Origin of the sequence: uncultured Microbacterium sp. (assembly GCF_900078385.1) — a bacterium.
Classification (GTDB): Bacteria; Actinomycetota; Actinomycetes; order Actinomycetales; family Microbacteriaceae; genus Microbacterium.
Genome location: NZ_FLQR01000008.1, coordinates 62,516 through 82,737 on the forward strand (window position 1 = coordinate 62,516; position 20,222 = coordinate 82,737).

Sequence of the window (20,222 nt, forward strand, 5' to 3'; positions counted from 1 at the left end):
ATGACCGAGATCACGGAGCTCTGGCTCGAGAACCGTCGCGGTGGGAAGACCATCGGCATCGGCGAAGCGGCGCCGCGCATCTCCTTCGTCGCCGATGGCCCCGGCCCCTTCGAGCTGCGTTTCACGCACGACGACGGACGTCAGGAGACAGCGACCGTACTTCGCACCCAACTCGTCGGATGGCCCTTCGCGCCGCTCTCGCCGCGGGCGGGCGGGCTCCTGCGGGTGGGCGACTCGGCCGAGGTGCGTATCGAGGCCGGCATCGGTGACGACTGGGGAGTGCAGTTCGTATCCCCGTCCCTCACCGCCGACCGCTCGGCTCCCCGGCCCGCCTACCTCCTCCGTGCCCTCTTCGACACCACCTCCCTGGCCGCTGACGTCAAGCACGCGCGCCTCTACGCGACCGCTCACGGCGTGTACCAGCTCGAGCTCAATGGCCGACGCATCGGAGAGGACATCCTGGCGCCGGGCTGGACGAGCTACAACCATCGACTCCGCTATCAGACGCATGACGTCACGGCAGCCCTCCAGGTGGGAGCGAACGTCGTCGGGGCCTGGCTCGCGGATGGCTGGTACCGAGGGCACATCGGGTTCGACGGCGGAGTCTGGGACATCTACGGCCCCGACGTCGCCCTCCTCGCCCAGCTCGAGATCACCACGGTCGACGGCGTTCACCATCACGTCCCGCTGACGTGGACGTGGGAGCGTTCACCGATCACCGCCGTCGGGCTCTACGAAGGCGAGACCTTCGACGCCCGTCTCCTCGACCCCGCGTGGTCCACGGCGGACTTCGACGCACAGACGTGGCGGCGCGCCGAAGTCCTCCCGAGGGACTCGTTCGAGGCTCGGCTCGAGGCACCCACGGCGCTTCCCGTGCAGGAGACCGAGATCCTCCGCCCGATCAGCACGGAGCGTCGCGCCGGCGGTCGTATCCGGCTCGACTTCGGGCAGAACATCTCCGGCGTCCTGCGCATCCGCCTGCGCGCGAGTGCAGGGCACGCGGTACGACTGCACCACGCTGAGGTGATCGAGGACGGAGAGCTGGGCACGCGCCCGCTGCGCGCGGCCACCTCCGTCGACACCTACATCGCGGCCGGTTCCGGCGACGAGATCTACTCGCCCCGTTTCACGATCCACGGCTTCCAGTACGCCGAGCTCGAGAACTGGCCCGGCGAGCTCACCGAGGGTGATGTGGAGGCCGTCGTCATCCACACCGGCATGCAGCAGACGGCATGGTTCGACTCGTCTCATTCCGGGCTCAACCAGCTCCACTCGAACGTCACGTGGAGCATGCGCGACAACTTCGTCGATCTCCCCACCGACTGCCCGCAGCGCGACGAACGGGTGGGCTGGACCGGCGACATCCAAGTGTTCGCCCCGACCGCCCTCCGCCTCTTCGCCGCGCACGGCACGCTCACCGGGTGGCTTCGCGACGTCGCCCTGGAGCAGGCGGAGCAGGGGCATGTCCCCAACTTCGTCCCATGGGTGGACTGCGGTTTCCCGAACTTCCCGACGGCTGCGTGGGGGGACGCTGCGGTGATCGTCCCGTGGGAGATGTACCTGAACGACGGCGACACCCGCATCCTCGCCGACCAGTATCCGAGCATGCGAGCGTGGGTCGATCTCGTCGACGACCTCGCCGGGCGCACCGGGCTCTGGAACGACGGATTCCAGCTCGGCGACTGGCTTGACCCGACGGCACCGCCGGATGATCCGGGCAAGTCGCACACCGACAAGTACCTCGTCGCGACGGCCTATCACGTGCGCACGGCTCGGATCGTCGCAGACACCGCGGCGCTGCTCGGCCGGGACGAGGACGAGAAGCACTACCGGGCACTCGCGGCGACGGCGACGCGAGCGTTCCAGGAGGAGTTCATCAGCGCGTCGGGTCGGGTCGTGAGTGACACCCCCACGTCGATCGCCGTGGCCCTGATCTTCGATCTCTTCGCGAGCCCGGAGCAGGCGGCCCATGCCGGGACACGCTTGCTCGAGCTCGTGGCGCAGGGCGGGTTCCATATCTCGACGGGCTTCGTCGGCACGCCGATCATCTGCGACGCGCTCGTCCGCGCCGGCAGCATGGACTACGCGTACCACCTCCTTCAGCAGGAGGAGCTGCCCTCGTGGCTGTATCCCGTCAGCATGGGGGCGACCACGATCTGGGAGCGCTGGGACAGTATGCTGCCCGACGGATCGATCAATCCGGGAGACATGACCTCCTTCAACCACTACGCCCTCGGTGCAGTGGCGGACTTCCTGCATCGCGCGGTCGCCGGGCTCGCCAGCGAGGCGCCGGGCTGGGCGCGGATCCGATTCGAACCGCGTCCCGGCGGCGGTCTGGAGCACGCCGGCGCGCGCTACGACAGTGTGCGGGGAACAGCGGCCATCCGCTGGGCGCGAGCGGGTGGCGCTCTGGACATCACCGTCGAGGTTCCGGCCGCATCCACCGGCGTCCTCGTCCTGCCCGGCACCGGGGAGGAGATCGAAGTCGGACCCGGCACGCACACGTTCCAGACCACCTTCCGTCCGGCGGCCGGCGACCCGGATGCTCCGTTCCTCGGCTGGCGGCGGCCCGACGCCGTCGAAGCCTGACCCCACGATCGACAGACAAGGCGAACATGCAGAACTTCATCACGCCCGGGCAGGTTTGGCTGGACACCGAGGGCAAGCGCATCCATGCTCATGGCGGATCGATCATCACCGTGGACGGCGTGCACTACTGGTACGGCGAGAACAAGGAACGCTCGACACCCGGCAGCGGCATCTGGCACTGGGGAGTGCGAGCCTATTCGTCCCCCGACCTCGTCAACTGGACGGACCGCGGCCTCATCATCCCGCCCGACGAGAACGATGAGAGCTCCCCCCTGCATCCCACCCAAGGACTCGATCGTCCGCACATCATCTACAACGCAGAGACCCGGAAGTTCGTCTGCTGGGTGAAGGTCATGACGAAGGGATCCGTCCAGCGCTCCACCGTCCTCACCGCCGACGGCATCCTCGGCCCGTACGAGATCGTCCGCACGTGGCTACGGCCGCTCGACATGTCGGCCGGTGACTTCGACCTCGTCGTCGATCCGCACGACGGCAAGGGGTACTACTACTTCGAGCGGGTGCACTCGGAGATGATCTGCGCCGACCTCACGACCGACTACACGGATGTCACCGGGTACTACTCCACCCACTTCCCACAGCCGCAGCCCCCGTTCGTGCGGGAGGCCCCCGCGCACTTCCGGCGCAACCGCCTCCAGTACCTCCTGACCTCAGGGACGACGGGGTACTACCCGAACCCGTCCGAAGCCGCCGTCTCCCGGTCGTACCACGGGCCATACGAGGTGCTCGGTGACCTGCACCCGACCGACGCGTCGCGTACGTCGTTCCACTCTCAGATCTCGTCGGTGTTCCGCCACCCGGGAAAGAAGGACCTGTACATCGCCGTCGCCGATCGGTGGCTTCCTCGCTACCTCGACCACGGCGAACGCGCACAACAGGCGTTCATCGAGCACTTCGCGCCCGGCAAGGACAGCGATGAGCCGATGGCGGAGTTCGCCTACGTCGACACCTCGATCGCCGACTATGTGTTGCTCCCGATCCGGTTCGAGGGCGATCGACCCGTCATCGAGTGGCGTGACCAGTGGAGTCCCGACGAGTACGAAGACGCCTGACGCACGCCTCGAACACCGGCAGTAGCTCACACCTCTAGGGCCCCGAGTTCGGCAGCCATCGCGCGGCTGAAATCGACCCCGGGAACCGTGCCCGCGTCGAAGTGGATGCCGCAGGCCAGGGTGCCGTTGTAGGAGACCGCGGCGACACCCAGGCGCACATTGCCGGCGAGGACTCCGACCGGCCAGAGCGCAGTGACGGGGGCGCCCGCCAGCTGGAACGCGCCTGCCGCACCCGGGACATTCGTCACGAACCCGGCGACCAGACGCTGCTGGCGCGCGAGGCGATCGAAGAGGCGGGCTCCGATCGGGCCGCGCATGAACTCGAACGTGCCCTGGCTCCGGGCCTCGACCTTCAGCTTCTGCGTCTGCGCGGCGATCAGCCCCAGCCGTGTCTCTGGATCGGCCTCGTGAAGCGGCAACCGCACCAGCATCACGCCGACGTGGTTGCCGGCGTTCGCCCGACGGGGCAGCGCGACGGGGACGGAGACGGGCAGCTCGGCGGGGATCGGCTCGCCCGCCGCGCGCAGAGCGGATCGGTACCCGGCGGCGACGGCGGAGAGGAGAGCGTCGTTGACCGTCGCGCCGCGCAGGTGGGCGCGCTCGTGCAGTGGCGCGAGATCTACGCGAAGGAACGCCACGCCGCGGTGCGGGGTGCGTTCGCCGAGCAGGACGGTGGGTGGGACGGCGCGTCGCAGCCCCGTCAACAGCACGCGGTGGACCCCCTCGATGATCCGCCGTGCATACCGAAGTGCTCCGACGTGAGTCTCCGTGCCGGTGGTGGACGGTCGAGACGGCGCGACGGCGCGGGAGATGAGGTGCTCATCCGGGTCGAAGAGGCCGTGGAGGATCTCCGCCGCAGCCATCCCGTCGGCGACAGCGTGGTGCACCCGGAAGACCACCCCGACCTCGCCCGGCCCCATGGGGACGACCAGGATCTCCCACAGGGGCCGGTCGCGCGGGAGCGGCCGGCACATCAGCTGAGCGCAAAGAGCTTCCAGCCCGGGGACCCCGTCGACGGGTGGGTCGAGCCGGATGTGTTGCGCGAGGTCGGGCTCGGCGACCCGCCAGCGATGCCGGGGGCCGACGGTGACGATGCTCCGGCCGAGCGCGGGCAGCGCGCCGATCCGTGTGCGAACCGCGCGCCGCAGCGCGCCCATGTCGGCAGCTCCGTCCTCGGCGACGAAACCGCCCGGCGCCAGCGTCGCGCACACCAGGAAGACATTGACCTGCCCTGAATGATCGAGGACGAGATTCGCCTCGTCCACCGCCGCGAGCCTCGCTGTCCCGGCATCCACGTCATCACGGTAGCCCGCGAGCGCCGCCGCTCGCGGGTGAGCGGGACCCTGTCGCGCCCACATTCCCGGTGCTACGCTCCGTGCCAAGTCAGCTGCCGGGGGGCGGCAGCGGTGTTCTTCAGAACTGGGGTACGAAATGAAGATGTCTCGACTTGCCCACATCGCCGGCGGCAGTGTCGCCCTGGCTGCCTGTCTGGGCCTCGCGCTCGCGGCACCTGCCGCGGCCGATCCGCCGGGAGACAACGGGACGGTGAAGATCGACGGCGTCGCCTTCGATACACATCCCGACAACGAGCCGCACGTCGGATGCCGATTCCAGGTCGACTTCTACGGATTCGACATGGGAGACCTGAACGCCGCCGTCACCTTCGAGGGCCAGGCGCCGACCGGCAAGGACACGCCGCTGCTCTGGGATTCGGTGTTCATCGGCGAGGACGCTGCCGGCGGCGGCACCGACCTCGACGCCGAAGTCACCTACAACCTCGCGAACGTGATCAGCCAGCTCGGCGCACCGCACCCGATCCAGGGCTACCACATCAAGCTCACCGTGAACGCCGAAGGCTCGATCGGCGCCGACACGAAGCACAAGGTGTTCTGGGTCACGGGCTGCCAGCCGCCGTCCTGACCGCACAGCGGACGCTCGCCCTGTAAGAACCCCGCCCGTCGTGGACACTTACAGGCGTGGAGACAGGACAGACCGCCGACAGGCGCCGCGACTTCGAGACACTCGTCGTCGCCGTCGCCGACCCCGTGCGCCGCTACCTCAGGCGGCGCACGGATCAGGCGACGGCGGATGATGTCCTCGCCGAGACGTTGATCGTGCTCTGGCGTCGCTTCGACGATGTGCCCGAAGCGGCAGTCGCATGGGCGATCGGCATCGCGCGGCTGCAGCTCGCGAACGCCCTACGCGCGCAGCGTCGTCAGAATCGTGTTGCACGGCGGATCGTCGAGACGGCCACGCCGCCGCAACCTGACGACGGAACGGCGGAGGCCGTCCGGACGTCCCTCGCCCGTCTGCGTCCCGCGGATGCGGAGATCATCCGGCTCTGGGCGTGGGAAGGCCTCGAGCCGGCGCAGATCGCCACCGTCCTCGCGATCTCCGCCAACGCGGCCGCGGTGCGTCTGCACCGAGCCCGTCGCCGGTTCGCCGACCAGTTCGGTAAGGATGCCGCCGATTCCGGACAGATCGCGGTAGACGAAAGGACGACATCATGACTCAGGACCAGACTGCGCAGCAGCGCGCGACGATCACCGCCGCGGATCCCACTTCCGGCACCGCTTCCCTTCGGGAGGATCAGGCGATCGCTCTGGCCCGGCGGGCTCTCGATGCCGATGAGCGCCGCGCTCCCGCGCGGCGTTGGGTTCGCCCATCGCTCATCGGGGGATTCGTGGCCACGGCGGCAGCGGCCGTCGTCATCGGCGCGGCCATCGCGAGTTCCGTCTCGAACGTCCCCGCGCAGGATCCGATGACGCTCGAGCAGGTGCCGGGCGGCATCGCCGCGAAATGCATCGCCCCCGACGCCGGGATGCTCGCCGACTTCTCCGACACCCTGTTCCGAGCCGACGTGCGCGGGATCTCCGGCGGAATCGTGACGCTCCTCGTCACCGAGACGCTCACCGGAGAGGCCGCGCCCGTCGTGGAGGTCGCGCAGGGTGACGGCATGATCTCGGATGGCGGTCCGCTCGTGTTCGAGGAGGGGGCAACCTATCTCCTCGCGACGAGCGACGGCGTCATCCTCAGCTGCGGGCTGAGCGGAGTCGCTTCGCCCGAGCTCGAGGACCTCTACAGCGACGCGGCCGATCTCCAGGGGCGGTGAGCGGCGACCTTCCTCCGCATCTTCCGTCGCCGCACGCCGCATGAAAGCAGGCCTCTGGCGGCGGCAGGCATCCGGCTCTACCGTGTGTGTCAGCGTCTGGCGCTCCATTGGACGCGACCCCACCACATCGATTCGCCGTTCGGCGATGCCACTCGAAGGGAAGTCGAATGCCAGAAAGCAAGCCGACCATCGTCCTCGTCCACGGTGCATGGGCTGACGCATCCAGCTGGAACGCGGTGAGCATGCCGCTTCAGGCCGAGGGATACACGGTCCTCGCCCCACCCAACGAACTCCGCGGTCTGACGGCGGATGCCGCGTACATCGCCTCGTTCCTCGCGCAGCGCACCAGCGGTCCCGTCGTGCTCGTCGGACACTCCTACGGCGGTGCGGTGATCACCAACGCCGGCGCTCAGGGCGGCGATGTCAGAGCGCTCGTCTACGTCGACGCCTTCATCCCCGACGAGGGTGACACGGTCGTGGCGATCCTGGAGGGCTCGGGATCGGCGCTCGCCGTCGCCGACCCGACGACCGTGTTCGACGTCGCCGGCTATCCTGGCGCGCCCGAGGGAGCGGCTGAAGCGTTCCTGAAGCCGGAGACGGTCCACACCTCGTTCGCCCAAGACCTGCCGGAAGCGGATCGGTGGACGATCGTCGCCACGCAGCGACCGGCTTCCTTCGTCGCCAACGTCACGCCCTCGGGGGCGCCGGCGTGGAAGACGATCCCGAGCTGGGCGGTGCTCGGCACCGATGACCTGGTGATCCCGATCGACACCCAACGCCGCATGGCCGAGCGCGCCGGGGCGACGATCACGGAAGTGGATGCGTCGCACGTGTCGATGGTCTCGCGGCCGGACGTCACGCTCGCGGCGATCCACGCGGCGGTCGACGCGATCAGCTGATGTCGAACCCACTCGAGAGCCTGACGGCCTCCGTGTCGTCCTGGGGTGCGAAGCTGGCGTTCGGCGAGAGCACCACGATCGGCGGACATGAGGTCGTCCCTGCCGCTCTGGTCGTCTTCGGTTTCGGTGGGGGCGGAGGGTCGGGCACCTGGCCGGAGCGCGGCACGGTCCCGGAGAGTCAAGGTGAAGGCAGCGGTGGTGGTGGCGGCGGCTACGCTCTGCCGATCGGCGCGTACGTCGGCGGTCCGGACGGGCTGACCTTCCGCCCGAACCCGGTCGCCGTGATCATCGTCAGTGTGCCCCTGATCTCCGCCGTGGGATGGGCGATCGCGCGCATCATCACTGCCGCGAGGCCTGCGAGGCACTGATCGTGGGCGCGTCGAGCGCGGTCGGGGCCTGGCCGGATCGAGCGTCAGCGGGACCTTGAGCATCGTCGGCGGACGTGCCCTGACGGATCCCGTCGCGGGAAACCGACGCGGGGAACTCGAACCGGCAACTAGCTTCCGAGGAATGCGCTTTGGCGGCCGTGCGTTCACCCTCATGACGCACGATGCCGGAGGCATTCCCGGCAGCGCCGGCCGTTCGAAGGAGTCCCGCCATGGCAGATCGCATCCACTTCGCTCTCCGCGATCTGCCGGAGGGCGCCCGGCTCCGGTCGGTGACGGCCGAACCCGCCGACATCCGCGGCCGTGCTGCGCTACGCGTCGAGCTGACCGATGACGTGACGCTGCATGGGGTGCCCGGCGTCGACTACATCGACCGCCCGACGTTCGTGGAGCTTCCCGTGGACCTGCGGACCGGCGTGATCGAGGTCGACATCCTCTCCCGCCTCAACGGGAAGACGGACTTCCCGGCCCGCGCCTTCGCGGGTGTCGTCTTCCACGTGCGGGACGACGCGCGGGCGTTCGGGTCGGTCTACCTCCGACCGCTCAACGGTCGGAGCCTGAACCCGCCGTCCCCACGGGCCGATCGCGCGGTCCAGTACTTCACCTACCCGGACTGGCCGTTCGACCGGCTCCGAGACGACTTCCCCGGCGGCTACGAGGCGGGCGCCGACATCGAACCGGACACCTGGATGCGCCTCCGGGTCGACATCGACGACGATCGGATCCTGGCGAGCGTCGACGGCGCCCCGGTCCTCTCGATCACCCGCCCGCTCGAATCGCCGCAGCGGGGGACGGTCGGGCTGTTCGTCGACATCGGCACCGAAGCGTTCTTCTCCGACCTCACCGTCACGGCGGTCGACGGCGCGGCCTGAGACCGCGTCCGTCGCCGCCGTGCTGGGACGCGATACCTACCCGACTGCGGTGCGCTGAACGGCGCCCAGGGCTTTGATGCCGTGGACGATCCCGCCACCGGCGCGCAAGGCGGCGGTGATGTAGGTCGTCTCGGCCAGTTCCTCGTCTGTCGCGCCGTGCTCGACGGCGGCGCGCGCGTGGCCCTTCAGGCAGGCGTCGCACTGCGTCGTCAGGGCGACGCCGAGCGCGATCAGCTCGCGGTACTTCCGGGGGATCTCACCCCCCCCGTTGAACACGGCATCGTCGAACGCGACGAAGGCGCGTCCCATCTCGCCGGCCAGGTCGCCGAGGGGTGCGGGGTGGTTGTGCTCGGTCATCGTGCTCTCCATTTCGTGGGCCAGCGACTCCGCAGCCCATCGGGGCCCCCGGAGTCGTCCGGAGGGGGATCCGTCAGTGCTCGTGAAGCACAGCCCCGGGTCCAGCCGGAGCCGGGACCGCGAGCGCTTCGAGGTCGGGGTAGGGGTCGGGGGCGAACTCCTCGCCTCCGGCGACGACGAGGGTCGGGCGCCGCAGGCAGGTCAGATCGGCGAGCGGATCGCCCGCCACGCCGATCAGGTCGGCCGCGAGGCCTGGGCGGAGCGCTCCGATCTGATCTTCGAGCCCCATCGACTCGGCCGCGACGACCGTCGCGGCCATGAGCACGTCCTCCGCCGGCAGTCCGAGCGCGGCGTGCACCTCGAGGGTCGCCGCGTAGGCGTGATGCGGGGCGCGGTCGATCCCGGCGTCGGTCCCCGTCACGACGCGCACACCGCGCGAGCGGAGTTCGCGCACCACCATGGCGAAGTGTTCGACGAAACCGCCGGTCCCCGCACGGAGCATCTGCCACGCGAGCACGTTCATCGTGAACGAGACGAACACGCCACGGGCGGCGATCTCGTCGGCGAGGTCGGCATCGAAGCCGAGTGAGCCGTCGGACGCGACGAACGTGCAGTGCTCGAGAGCGTCGATGCCGGCACGCACAGCGTGGCGGATACCCTCGATCCCGTGGGCATGCGCGACCGCCTTCTTCCCGAGGCGGTGCGCATCCGTGATCGCGAGGGCGAGCTCGTCCTGCGAGTACTGCGCGAACCACGGCGCGCTGCCCTTCGTCATGAACCCGCCCGTCGACATGATCTTGATCGAGTCGACACCCTGTTCGTGGTGACGTCGTACCGCGGTCCGAAGCTCGTACCCGCCGTCCGCCTCACCGCCCATGAACCAGCAGTGCCCGCCGGTCGGGGTGAGCGGTGCACCGGACGCGATGAGACGGGGGCCCCGCGCATCCCCCCGGACGATCGCGTCGCGCACGACGACGTCGAGATAGTTGCGCGCGCCGAGGTCGCGAGCGGTGGTGACCCCCGCGCTGAGCAACTGGCGGGCGCTGCGGAGCATCAGGACGAGCTGTTCCGCGTCGCTCTCGGACATCATCCGCTCGACGGGGTTCGGGCCGCCGTCGAAGCCCAGGTGCACGTGCGTGTCGACGAGGCCGGGCATGATCGTCCCCTCCACGCGGGTGCGCGGCAGGTGGGCGTACGCGGCCGGGAGTTCGTCGGTCGGGCCGACCCAGGCGATCAGGCCCTCATCGTCGGTGATGACGCTCGCGTCGGCGATGGTCCCGGCCGCGGCGTGGGTGCGCACCCGGTCGGCGGAATAGATCCTGCTCACGAGAGCACCTTCTCTGCGGTTCGGGCGGACAACGCGTCGGCGTAGGACGGATCGGGGAGCGCGACGTCGACGGGGTCCGGTGCGAACTCCGCGCCCCTGGCGAGGACGAGGCGGAGGTCGCGCACGGCGGAGATGTCAGCCAGGGGGTCGCCCTGCACCGCGAGCAGATCGGCCGACGCTCCGGTCGTCAGCTCACCGGTGACCCCGGTCAACCCGAGTGCGGCGGCGGCGCGGGATGTCGCGCCGACGAGGACCTCCTCGATCGGTACGCCGAGGATGACGGAGGTCTCGAGGCCACCCGCGTAGTTGCGGTGCGGCACGCCGTCGATGCCTGCGTCGTTGCCTGCGATGAGCTGCACGCCCCGCTCGTGCAGGAGGCGGACCGGCGGCTGGAAGGCGGGGTTGTCGCGCATCATCGCCGGCAGGTTCCAGGTCGCGGTGGCGCAGACATGGATCCCGCGCGCCACGATCTCGTCGATGAGTCCGATGTCCGGCGCAACGACCGCGCCATCGGCCACGAAAGTGCAGTGCTCGAGCGTGTCGACGCCCGCGGCGACGGCCCGCTCGATGCCCTGGACGCCATGGGCGTGCGCGGCGACCCGCTTGCCCAGGCGGTGCGCCTCCTCGACGACAGCCGAAAGCTCCTCGACGGAGAACTGAGCGAACCACGGGGCGCTGCCGGCCGTCATGAAACCACCGGTCGCGTTCACCTTGATGAGGTCGACGCCCGCCTTGTGCTGCGTGCGCACGAGTTTGCGCAGCGCGTCCGGGGAATCCGCACGGGCGTGGTTCTGCCACGTGTGGCCGCCGGTGGTCGTGATCTGCGCGCCGGCGACGAGGATGCGGGGGCCTCGTACGAGGCCCTCGTCGACCGCGTCGCGCACTTCGACGCTCAGGTTGTCGCGGGCGCCGAGGTCGCGCACCGTGGTCACACCGACGCTCAGGAGCTCCCGCGCGGAGGCGATCATGACGGCGACGAGGTTCGGAGCCGAGCGCGCGAAGGAGCGCTGCTTCGTGCCGGGCCGACCGTCGTAGGAGAGGTGCGCGTGCGACTCGATGAGGCCCGGCATGATCGTGGCGCCGGGGAAGTGCCGTGCGGGTGCTTCGGCGAACTCGGCAGGGAGGTCCGCCTGCGCGCCCACCCACGCGACGGTGTCGCCGCGGACGACGACCGCGCCGTCGGAGATCGCGGATCCCGTCGTCCCCCTCCAGACGGCATCCGCTGTGAAGACCTTCGTGGTGTCGGTCATGCGACCAGCTCCTTTCCCGGAATGGCTGCGAGAAGCTCTCGCGTGTAGGCGTGGGCGGGTGCCGTGAAGACCTGCTCGACGTCGCCCACCTCGCGCAGGACGCCGAACTGCATGACGGCAACACGATGCGACAGCTGGCGCACGACCGCGAGGTCGTGGGAGATGAACAGGATCGTGACGCCCAGGTCGTGCTGCAGTTCGGTCAGCAGCTCGAGCACTTGCGCCTGGACGGACACATCGAGCGCGCTCGTCGGCTCGTCGCAGACGAGCAGCTCGGGCGACAGTGCCAGCGCACGCGCGATCGCGACGCGCTGGCGCATGCCCCCGGAGAGCTCCTCCGCCCGCCTGCCGGCGGTGTGCGCCGGCAGGGCCACGCGGTCGAGCAGTTCGAGGGCTCGCGCCCGCTGCTCGCGGCGGCCGCCGACGCGGAACGCGCGCAGCGGCTCCTCGATGATCGACGCGACCGTGTAGCGCGGATCGAGCGAGGCGTACGGGTTCTGGTAGACGACCTGCATACGGCGGCGGAGGGCGCGGAGCTCCCCGGCCTTGAGTCCGGACATCGCCTGTCCGTCGATCCGGACCTCGCCCGAGGTCTGCTTCTCGAGCTGCAGCACGATCCGCGCGAGCGTGGACTTGCCCGAGCCGGACTCGCCGACGAGGCCGAGTGTTTCGCCGCGACGGATGTCGAGGCTGACGTCGTCGACGGCGGTGAGGGTTCCTCCGCCGGGGAGCGCGAACTGCTTGGTGACGTTCTCGAGACGCACCACGCGGTCATCGGCGTCGGCATCGTCGAGCCGAGGAGGGGCGAGCCGTACTGACGGCGTCGACAGACTCGGGGCGGCCGCCAGCAGCTTCTTCGTGTACGGATGCTGGGGGTTGGACATGATCTCGTCCGAGGGCCCGTGCTCGACGATCTCGCCCTGGCACATGACGATCACGCGCTGAGCGCGCTCGGCGGCGACCGCGAGGTCGTGCGTGATGAGAAGCATCGCGGTGCTGTGGACGGCGATCATGTCGTCGATGTGGTTGAGAATCTGCCGCTGCACCGTGACGTCGAGCGCGCTGGTGGGCTCATCGGCGATCACGAACCGGGGCGTGCACGCGAGCGCCATCCCGATCAGCACGCGCTGCCGCATGCCCCCGGACAGCTGATGAGGGTACTGCTCGGCGCGCTGCTCGGGATCGGTCAGTCCCGCGTCGCGCAGGATGCGCACGGCTTCGCGTGCGGCATCCGACTTCGACAGCCCCTGATGGATGCGCAGCGGCTCGGCCACCTGGGGGCCGATCCGCATGACCGGGTTCAGGGAGACCGTCGGGTCCTGCGGAACGAGCCCGATCGCGTCGCCCCGCAGTCCGCGCCAGGCTCGGTCGCCGAACCGCGTGACATCCATTCCGTCGAAGGTGATGGACCCGCCGGTGATCGCACCGTTGTGGGCGAGCATGCCGATGAGGGACTGCGCGACGGTCGTCTTGCCCGAGCCGGACTCGCCGACGATCGCGACGACATCGCCCTGGGCGATGTCGAACGAGACGCCGTGCACCGCCTCGCGGGTGATGCCGCGCGAGGTGTACGCGATCCGAAGATCGCGAACGCGGAGGAGGGGGGAGGAGCTCACTTGCGTCCTTCTTTCTCGAGGGCGCGGGCGACGCGGTTGGCCGCGAGTACCAGCAGGGTGATGACGAGGCCGGGGAAGGTCACAAGCCACCAGGCGGTGGCGATGAAGTCTCGACCCTCCGAGACGAGACGCCCCCACTCGGGTGTCGGAGCAGGCGCACCGTAGCCGAGGAAGCTCAGCGCCGAAACGGCCAGGACGGCTGTGCCGAATTCGAGCGCGGCGACGGCGACGACAGACCCTGCCGAGTTGGGGAGCACGTGGCGGAAGAGGATGGTCCACCACCGGCATCCGGCAGCCCGCGCGGCTTCGACGTAGAGCGACGTCCGAACCCGGAGCACATCGGCCCGCATCAGGCGGGCGAAGTTCGCGACGCTCGCGAGACCGACGGCGATCGCGACGTTGACGAGTCCGTAGCCGAGGATTGTGATGAGCGCCATCGAGAGCAGGAGCGACGGGATCGCGAGTACGACGTCGACGATGCGCATGAGCACGTCGTCGACCCACCGGCCGAAGAACCCGGCAGCGAGGCCGAGCAGCGAGCCGACGACGAGGGCCACGCCGACCGCGATGAGGATGGCTTGGATCGAGTACTTCGCGCCATGGATGACACGCGAGTAGACGTCGCGCCCGAGCGCGTCGGTGCCGAACGGGTGATCGGCCGACGGAGGGAGCAGACGCTGCGTGAGCTCTCCCGTGAGCGGGTTCGCGGATGAGAAGAGCTGCGGCGCCGTCACCCATGCGACCACCGTCAGCAGGAAGAGAACCGCGATGAGGAGGCCCGGCTGTCGTCCAACCCACGCGAGGGCACGTCGGAACAGGGTCGGATCCGCGCTCTCGCGGGGCGCGGGCACGCTGACGGGGGCGGATGTCGCCGTTGGCGCGGCGGTGAGGGTGCTGGTCATGTCAGGCCGCCTTTGCGAGCTGCGTGCGGACGGGTCGGAGGTTCTGCCGGATACGCGGATCCAACAGCGGGTAGAGGAGATCGACGATCAGGGTCGCGACGACGAACACGATCGCGGAGAAGACGACGACGCCCATCACGACCGGGATGTCCTGCGCGTTGACCGCGTCCACGGTCGTGCGCCCGAACCCCTGACGGCCGAACACCGTCTCGATCACGACGGCCCCGCTGAGGAGGGCGCCGAAGATCATGCCGACGATCGTGAGGACGGGCAGGAGCGCATTGCGCACTGCGTGCCGGAGCATCGCGCGCAGCCGGGTCGCGCCCTTCGCGCGCGCCGTGTCCAGGTATGCCTCGGCCATGACCGTGCGCAGGCTCTTGCCGAACACCTGCGCGATCATCGCGGAGACCGGGATCGCGAGGGCGACCGCGGGCAGGATCGTCGACACGAAGCCGTCGTTGCCGAACGCGGGGAAGATTCGGAGGCTGAAGGAGAAGACCTGGATCAGCAGGAGCGCCGACCAGAACGTCGGAATGCTGGCGCCCACGGACGGCAGGGAGAAGAGCAGCTGCCGCAGGGGGCCGAAGCGGGTGTACGTCGCGACGAACCCGAGGACCATGCCGACGACCACGGCGATGGCGAGTCCGAGGACGGCGATCGCGATCGTCGGCGGGAGGGCTTCGGCGAGCATCGCGGTGACCGGCTGACCGGTCTGGTACGACACCCCCCAGTTGCCGGTGGCCATCGCGAGCATCCGCGTCACGTACTGGACGAGGACGGGCTGGTCGAGCCCCATCTCGGCGCGGAGCTCCTCGAGCTGCTGCCGGCTCGCCTCGCTGCCGGTCTCGCCCTGGAGGCCACCGCTGGCGATGATCTCGGCAGGGTCCGAGGGCATCAGGTACAGGATGACGAAGGCGAGCGTGAAGGCCGCCCAGACCACGACGGCGGCTTGGCCGACGCGTGACACGAGGTATCTGATCACCGGTGGTTCCTTTCGGGTCGTGGAGGGGCGGACGGGGTGCGACCGACGGATGCCGGTCGCACCCCGGACGCTCAGGGGGTGATCCAGGTGTCGTACATGTTCAGACGGGTCGACGCCTCGAACTGGAAGGCGTTCACCCCGTCACGTACGGCGTAGGCGGCGGCGAGCGCGTGCAGCGGCACCACGTACGCGTTGTCGAGGACGCTCTCCTGGATGTCACCGGCGAGCTCGGCACGTGCGGTGGGGTCCGACTCGCCCGCCTGTGCCTCGAGGAGCGTCTGCAAGTCGGCGTCGGAGAGTCCGTACCAGTTGGCGCCGGCATTGGTCAGCGTCGAACGGAGCACATCGATGTCCGCGCGGGTCAGGTTGCCCACGGTGGCGTCGAACGCCCCCTCGCCCAGCGCCGTGATGAAGTCGGCGGTGGTGATCTGCGAGATGTTCAGCCGGATGCCGAGCTCGGCGTACTCCTGCTGCAGAAGCTCGACGACGGGGCCGTCGAAGAAGTACGGGAAGTCCAGCTCGAGCGCCGCGCCGTCCTTCTCACGGATACCGTCGGCACCCTCGACCCAGCCGGCGTCCTCAAGGATCTCCGCCGCACCCTCGGGGTCGTAGGCGAAGTGGTCGGTGAAGTCGGCCGATCCCGGGGTCGTGCTGGTCAGGACGCCGGGCGTGGCCGCGCCTGTGGGCCCGAGGACGGTGAGCACGTCGTCACGGTCGACGCCGATCATCATGGCCTTGCGCACGGCAGGGTCTGCGCCCGGCCCTTCGGCCTGGTTGAACATGACCGAGACCGCGAAACCGGGGTTGGCGCGCGTCACGAGGCTGAAGCCGCCAGTGGAGACGGATGCCTCGTCCTGCTGCTGCACGTTGTCCATCGCGTCGATCTGGCCCGAGAGCAGTGCGCCGGTGCGGACGCTGTTCTCGGGAAGCACCTGGAAGGTGATCTGGTCGAGGTAGGCCTCGCCGTCGTGGGCGGCCGAGGGCGGTGCCCAGTCGTAACCGTCGCGCTTGACGAGGACCGTGGCGTCGTTGGCGACGTAGCTGTCGAGGACGAAGGGGCCGCTGCCGATGACCCCTGCGGCGCACCGCTCGTCCGCGGTCATCGCGGCGGTCTCGCTTGACACCATGCCCAACGCGATGTTGGCGGTCGCCTGCAGGAACTGGGCGTTCGGCTGGGCGAAGGAGATCTCGACCGTCTTCTCGTCGACGACGGTGGCTGCTTCGAGGCCGGCGAGGTACGGACCGGCGACCGGCGCCTGTGCGCCGAGCGCGACGATGCCGTCGATGTTGTCCTTGACGACCTGCGCGTCGAACGCCGAGCCGTCGCTGAAGGTGACGCCGTCCCGCAGCGTGAAGGTGAACACCGAGCTGTCGTCGTTCACCTCCCAGGACTCGGCGAGCCAAGGCTCGACCTCTCCGGTGTCCGGGTTCTGCTCGGTGAGCGAGTCGGTGAGCTGACGGGACACGCTCAGTGACGCGTTCGTCCCGATCTGCTGGTTGTCCACGCAGGTCGGGTCGAGGTAGGTGCCGATGACGAGCTCGCCGCCGGCCGTCGGCGCGGCTGTGGCATCGGTCGCTACCGACGCGCCACCGGCGCAGCCGGCGAGAACGGCCGCGGTGGCCAGGGTGGCTCCGGCGACGGCGAGTAGTCGCCGGGGGCGAGAGTCTCGGAATGGGGTGTGGGACGGGTTCATGACGTGCTCCTCCGGATGCGGGTGGGGCCGGGAACGGGTCAGCACGATCAGTCGGTCCGATCATGCTCAGCCGACTGCGCCTCAACAGTGCGTTCAAATTACGTCAGGTGAAATCAACTGGAAGAACAGATCCGCATTCTTTTACACGTCGGTTACAAGACCGCAACAAGGCGTGGATCCCGAGCGTAGGCAATGCCGGCTGGTCTCAGAGTTCGGCGAAAAAGCTTTTGATCAGGTATAAAGATGCTCTTCATCGCGCTCTGTGCCGCGCATTGGTTTCTCGCGACACGAAAAGATGTGGCAGAACAGCGCAACAATGTGTTGAGATACATCCACACCCCGTCACACACCCAGGAGACAACCGTGGCTGACTCCACCCCCGCGCTCGGCGGCGACATCGCCGACTTCCGCGCGCCGCGCCGCACGCTCGACGGCGAACGGCTGATCACCGTGTTCTCGCGCCTCGTCGAGCCGATCGGACGCGCGCTGCCGACATCGAGCGAAGTCGTGCTCCATGACCTGAGCCTGCTGCCGAACTCGATCGTCGCGGTGTTCGGTGATGTCACGGGACGTCGCGTCGGCGATCCGTCGACGGACCTTCTCCTGGAGCAGGCCGTCGCCGGGTTCGCCGAGCACGACCTCGGCTACGAGACGGTCCTCTCGGACGGCCGTCGGATGCGGTCCTCGACCATGATCATCCGCGACGTCGCGGGCCATCCCGTCGCCGCGCTGTGCATCAACACCGACATCTCGGCGTGGATGGCGATCAAGCAGGTCGCCGACGCGATGGTGTCGGTGGCCGGCATGAAGGAGGGGGACCGGCCGGTCGCGCTCCCGTCGACCTCGACAGCGGAGTCGAAGGAGATGTTCGTCCGCGACGTCGACGAGCTGGCGTCGTACCTCATCCATCAGACGATCACGGCTGTCGGCATTCCCGTCTCGCAGATGAAGAAGGAGCACAAGCTCCAGGTCGTCGCCAAGCTCAAGGCGCGTGGGCTGTTCCTTCTGCGGGAGGCGGTGGAGATGATCGCCGAATCGCTCGACGTCAGCCGGTTCACCATCTACAACTACCTGAACGAGCTCGCGAGCTCCGAGGACGGCGACGGAGCCGAGCAGTGACCCGCCACCCCAGAGAGGAAGACAGCGTGCCCAGGATCGACTTCGACGCCATCACCGAGACGGAACTCCGCGACGCGGGCAGCGTCAAATGGACGATGTTCCCCGACACGATCGGAGCCTTCGTCGCCGAGATGGACTTCGGCCTGGCGCCTGCCATCAGCGGCGCGATCAAGTCCGCTGTCGATCGGGGCGTCACCGGCTACCTTCCGCCGCAGGTCGCCGCCGACATGTCGCTGGCGACGGCGACGTGGTACAGCGAGACGTACGGCTGGGACGTCCCCGCCGACCGCGTGCACCACATGCCCGATGTGATCGCCGCCTTCGAGCTGTCGATCGAGCGGTTCACCGAGCCGGGCTCGGCCGTCATCGTGCCGACGCCCGCGTACATGCCGTTCCTCATGGTGCCGCCCATGCTCGGACGACGGGTGATCGAGGTGCCGAGCATCGAGGTGGACGGTCGAATGACGATGGACCTCGAGGGCATCGCGCGAGGCTTCGACGACGGCGCAGGTCTCGTCGTGCTGTGCAACCCGCACAACCCGCTGGGAACCGTGTTCACCAGGGAGGAGCTGCTCGCCTTGGCGGACGTGGTGGCGGCGAAGGGTGGACGCGTCTTCTCGGACGAGATCCACGCACCGCTCGTGTATGCGCCCGCTTCCCATGTGCCGTACGCATCGGTGTCCGAGGCTGCGGCCTCGCACACCCTCACGGCGGCCTCCGCGTCCAAGGCATGGAACCTCGCCGGCCTCAAGTGTGCGCAGGTGATCCTCTCGAACGATGCGGATGCCGCGGCGTGGGAGTCGTTCGGCTTCTGGGCCGGCCACGGCACCGCAACCCTCGGTGTGCTCGCCAACACGGCCGCGTACTCCGCCGGCGGGCAATGGCTGGACACCGTCGTCGACTACCTCGACGGAAACCGGCGCCTCCTGGCGGAACTCGTCGCCACCCACCTCCCACGCGCGCGGATGAGGATGCCGGAGGGCACCTACATCGCCCTCATCGACTTCCGCGCGTACGGCATCGAGGGCGACCTCGCCGTCTGGTTCCGTGAGCAGGCCGGTGTGGCCATGACCGACGGCGCGGCCTGCGGGGAGGCGGCGATCGGACACACGCGGTTCGTGTTCGCCCTTCCCCGTCCCCTGATGGCCGCCGCCATCGAGCGGATGGGCGCCGCCCTCGCAGCGCGCGAGCACGCCGCCCAAGCCGCGGCCTGACCGCAGGTCGGTTCGGGCGCGGCGCCCGAACCGACTCCGGCGGGGCGCTCAGGCGGTGTGCGGGACGCCCACCGCGCTGGCCTGTGCCGCAGCGGTGATCACGTCCGCGACGGTCTGCGGCTGGGTGACGTAGAGAGCGTGGCTCGCGGGCACGGTGGTGATCCGTGCGCCGGCGCGCGTCGCCATGTGCTGCAGCATCGCCCCGTCGAACGACTTGTCGTCCTCGGCGATGACCGCCCAGCTCGGCTTGTCGCGCCACGCGGCGTTCGTCAGCGGCGTCCCGAAGACCGCCATGTTGATGGGCACCTGCGTGTCGCGGAGGAAGGCTGCCTCGGCGTCGCTGAGGTCGGCGGCGAATCCTGCCCGGAACCTGTCGTGATCGAGGAAGCCGTATCCGTCCGCGCCGACGTCGATGACGAAGTCCGGGGTGGGAGCGAATCCGTCGTACTGCTGCGCCGTGGTCTCGCCCGCGTCGGGTGCCAGCGCCGAGACGTAGACGAGTCCGGCCACGTTCGGGTGCACGCCGGCCTCGGTGATGACCGTGCCGCCCCAGGAGTGCCCGACGAGGACGGTGGGCCCGTTCTGACGGTCGAGGACACGCGTGGTGGCGGCGACATCGTCCTCGAGCGAGGTGAGCGGGTTCTGCACGATCGTGACCCGGTATCCGCGGGACGTGAGGATGTCGTAGACGCCTCGCCACCCGGAGCCGTCGGCGAAGGCCCCGTGCACCAGGACGATGTTCGCGACCGCGCGATCAGTGGTGTTCATGATGCTCTTCCTTTCTTCTTCCCGCCGGACGTTCCGGCGGGAGAACTGCACGGGAGGATGTAACG

The 20,222-nt window shown here is 69.2% G+C and carries 19 protein-coding genes; 10 read left to right on the forward strand and 9 right to left on the reverse strand.

Going from position 1 to position 20,222, the window contains the following annotated elements; all coding sequences use genetic code 11:
• Window positions 1-2,589, forward strand: coding sequence for an alpha-L-rhamnosidase (locus QZL85_RS09965; RefSeq protein ID WP_295576436.1), 2,589 nt, complete (start codon window positions 1-3; stop codon window positions 2,587-2,589).
• Between the two features lie 26 nt (window positions 2,590-2,615).
• Window positions 2,616-3,659 carry a family 43 glycosylhydrolase gene (locus QZL85_RS09970; protein WP_295576437.1) on the forward strand — a complete coding sequence of 348 codons (1,044 nt, stop codon included), beginning with the start codon at window positions 2,616-2,618 and terminating at the stop codon, window positions 3,657-3,659.
• Between the two features lie 26 nt (window positions 3,660-3,685).
• Here QZL85_RS09970 and QZL85_RS09975 read toward each other — a convergent pair whose 3' ends face one another.
• Complete coding sequence (locus QZL85_RS09975) at window positions 3,686-4,954, reverse strand: wax ester/triacylglycerol synthase domain-containing protein (protein WP_295576438.1); 1,269 nt, start codon at window positions 4,952-4,954, stop codon at window positions 3,686-3,688.
• A 142-nt stretch (window positions 4,955-5,096) separates the two neighbouring features.
• Between QZL85_RS09975 and QZL85_RS09980 the strand changes: the two genes are divergently transcribed.
• The 6 genes from QZL85_RS09980 (at window position 5,097) to QZL85_RS10005 (ending at window position 8,928) form a co-directional block, all read left to right on the forward strand.
• Window positions 5,097-5,579: a hypothetical protein gene (locus QZL85_RS09980; protein ID WP_295576439.1), complete on the forward strand. Its 483-nt coding sequence runs from the start codon at window positions 5,097-5,099 to the stop codon at window positions 5,577-5,579.
• A 56-nt stretch (window positions 5,580-5,635) separates the two neighbouring features.
• The gene (locus QZL85_RS09985; protein ID WP_295576440.1) at window positions 5,636-6,169 is read left to right on the forward strand and encodes an RNA polymerase sigma factor; all 534 of its coding nucleotides are present in this window, start codon (window positions 5,636-5,638) and stop codon (window positions 6,167-6,169) included.
• The gene (locus QZL85_RS09990; protein ID WP_295576442.1) at window positions 6,166-6,771 is read left to right on the forward strand and encodes a hypothetical protein; all 606 of its coding nucleotides are present in this window, start codon (window positions 6,166-6,168) and stop codon (window positions 6,769-6,771) included. Before QZL85_RS09985 ends, QZL85_RS09990 begins: the two co-directional genes overlap by 4 nt.
• 167 nt (window positions 6,772-6,938) lie before the next feature.
• Window positions 6,939-7,670, forward strand: a complete 732-nt coding sequence (locus tag QZL85_RS09995; RefSeq protein ID WP_295576443.1) for an alpha/beta fold hydrolase — start codon at window positions 6,939-6,941, stop codon at window positions 7,668-7,670.
• Window positions 7,670-8,038, forward strand: coding sequence for a hypothetical protein (locus QZL85_RS10000; protein WP_295576444.1), 369 nt, complete (start codon window positions 7,670-7,672; stop codon window positions 8,036-8,038). Before QZL85_RS09995 ends, QZL85_RS10000 begins: the two co-directional genes overlap by 1 nt.
• A 230-nt stretch (window positions 8,039-8,268) precedes the next feature.
• A complete protein-coding gene (locus QZL85_RS10005) occupies window positions 8,269-8,928 on the forward strand; it encodes a hypothetical protein (protein ID WP_295576445.1) in 660 nt (219 codons plus the stop codon).
• A gap of 36 nt (window positions 8,929-8,964) precedes the next feature.
• Here the strand turns inward: QZL85_RS10005 and QZL85_RS10010 are convergent, their stop codons facing one another.
• The 7 genes from QZL85_RS10010 to QZL85_RS10040 form a co-directional block, all read right to left on the reverse strand.
• Entirely contained in the window at window positions 8,965-9,285 is a 321-nt protein-coding gene (locus QZL85_RS10010) for a carboxymuconolactone decarboxylase family protein (RefSeq protein WP_295576446.1), read from the reverse strand.
• Between the two features lie 73 nt (window positions 9,286-9,358).
• Window positions 9,359-10,612, reverse strand: coding sequence for an amidohydrolase family protein (locus QZL85_RS10015; protein ID WP_295576447.1), 1,254 nt, complete (start codon window positions 10,610-10,612; stop codon window positions 9,359-9,361).
• Complete coding sequence (locus tag QZL85_RS10020) at window positions 10,609-11,862, reverse strand: amidohydrolase family protein (protein ID WP_295576449.1); 1,254 nt, start codon at window positions 11,860-11,862, stop codon at window positions 10,609-10,611. The genes QZL85_RS10015 and QZL85_RS10020 overlap by 4 nt, the downstream gene beginning before the upstream one ends.
• A complete protein-coding gene (locus tag QZL85_RS10025) occupies window positions 11,859-13,478 on the reverse strand; it encodes an ABC transporter ATP-binding protein (protein WP_295576450.1) in 1,620 nt (539 codons plus the stop codon). The genes QZL85_RS10020 and QZL85_RS10025 overlap by 4 nt, the downstream gene beginning before the upstream one ends.
• The gene (locus QZL85_RS10030) at window positions 13,475-14,380 is read right to left on the reverse strand and encodes an ABC transporter permease (RefSeq protein ID WP_295576451.1); all 906 of its coding nucleotides are present in this window, start codon (window positions 14,378-14,380) and stop codon (window positions 13,475-13,477) included. The genes QZL85_RS10025 and QZL85_RS10030 overlap by 4 nt, the downstream gene beginning before the upstream one ends.
• Window position 14,381: 1 nt before the next feature.
• Window positions 14,382-15,362 (reverse strand): ABC transporter permease, encoded by a 981-nt coding sequence (locus QZL85_RS10035; protein WP_147049527.1) that lies wholly within the window; start codon window positions 15,360-15,362, stop codon window positions 14,382-14,384.
• A gap of 71 nt (window positions 15,363-15,433) precedes the next feature.
• Entirely contained in the window at window positions 15,434-17,056 is a 1,623-nt protein-coding gene (locus QZL85_RS10040; RefSeq protein ID WP_295576452.1) for an ABC transporter substrate-binding protein, read from the reverse strand.
• Window positions 17,057-17,419: 363 nt separating this feature from the next.
• Between QZL85_RS10040 and QZL85_RS10045 the strand changes: the two genes are divergently transcribed.
• A complete protein-coding gene (locus tag QZL85_RS10045) occupies window positions 17,420-18,175 on the forward strand; it encodes a transcriptional regulator (protein WP_147049529.1) in 756 nt (251 codons plus the stop codon).
• 26 nt (window positions 18,176-18,201) lie between these two features.
• Window positions 18,202-19,389: a MalY/PatB family protein gene (locus tag QZL85_RS10050; RefSeq protein ID WP_295576453.1), complete on the forward strand. Its 1,188-nt coding sequence runs from the start codon at window positions 18,202-18,204 to the stop codon at window positions 19,387-19,389.
• 48 nt (window positions 19,390-19,437) lie between these two features.
• Here QZL85_RS10050 and QZL85_RS10055 read toward each other — a convergent pair whose 3' ends face one another.
• Complete coding sequence (locus QZL85_RS10055; protein WP_295576455.1) at window positions 19,438-20,157, reverse strand: alpha/beta fold hydrolase; 720 nt, start codon at window positions 20,155-20,157, stop codon at window positions 19,438-19,440.
• Between the last annotated feature and the right edge of the window lie 65 nt (window positions 20,158-20,222).

Bases quoted from the DNA above. Each gene is read 5' to 3' on its own strand.
- QZL85_RS10055 (WP_295576455.1), bottom strand. From the start codon at position 20,157: ATGAACACCACTGATCGCGCGGTCGCGAACATCGTCCTGGTGCACGGG.
- QZL85_RS10005 (WP_295576445.1), top strand. From the start codon at position 8,269: ATGGCAGATCGCATCCACTTCGCTCTCCGCGATCTGCCGGAGGGCGCC.
- QZL85_RS10020 (WP_295576449.1), bottom strand. From the start codon at position 11,862: ATGACCGACACCACGAAGGTCTTCACAGCGGATGCCGTCTGGAGGGGG.
- QZL85_RS09965 (WP_295576436.1), top strand. From the start codon at position 1: ATGACCGAGATCACGGAGCTCTGGCTCGAGAACCGTCGCGGTGGGAAG.
- QZL85_RS10010 (WP_295576446.1), bottom strand. From the start codon at position 9,285: ATGACCGAGCACAACCACCCCGCACCCCTCGGCGACCTGGCCGGCGAG.
- QZL85_RS10000 (WP_295576444.1), top strand. From the start codon at position 7,670: ATGTCGAACCCACTCGAGAGCCTGACGGCCTCCGTGTCGTCCTGGGGT.
- QZL85_RS10040 (WP_295576452.1), bottom strand. From the start codon at position 17,056: ATGAACCCGTCCCACACCCCATTCCGAGACTCTCGCCCCCGGCGACTA.
- QZL85_RS09990 (WP_295576442.1), top strand. From the start codon at position 6,166: ATGACTCAGGACCAGACTGCGCAGCAGCGCGCGACGATCACCGCCGCG.
- QZL85_RS10030 (WP_295576451.1), bottom strand. From the start codon at position 14,380: ATGACCAGCACCCTCACCGCCGCGCCAACGGCGACATCCGCCCCCGTC.
- QZL85_RS09995 (WP_295576443.1), top strand. From the start codon at position 6,939: ATGCCAGAAAGCAAGCCGACCATCGTCCTCGTCCACGGTGCATGGGCT.
- QZL85_RS09970 (WP_295576437.1), top strand. From the start codon at position 2,616: ATGCAGAACTTCATCACGCCCGGGCAGGTTTGGCTGGACACCGAGGGC.
- QZL85_RS09980 (WP_295576439.1), top strand. From the start codon at position 5,097: ATGTCTCGACTTGCCCACATCGCCGGCGGCAGTGTCGCCCTGGCTGCC.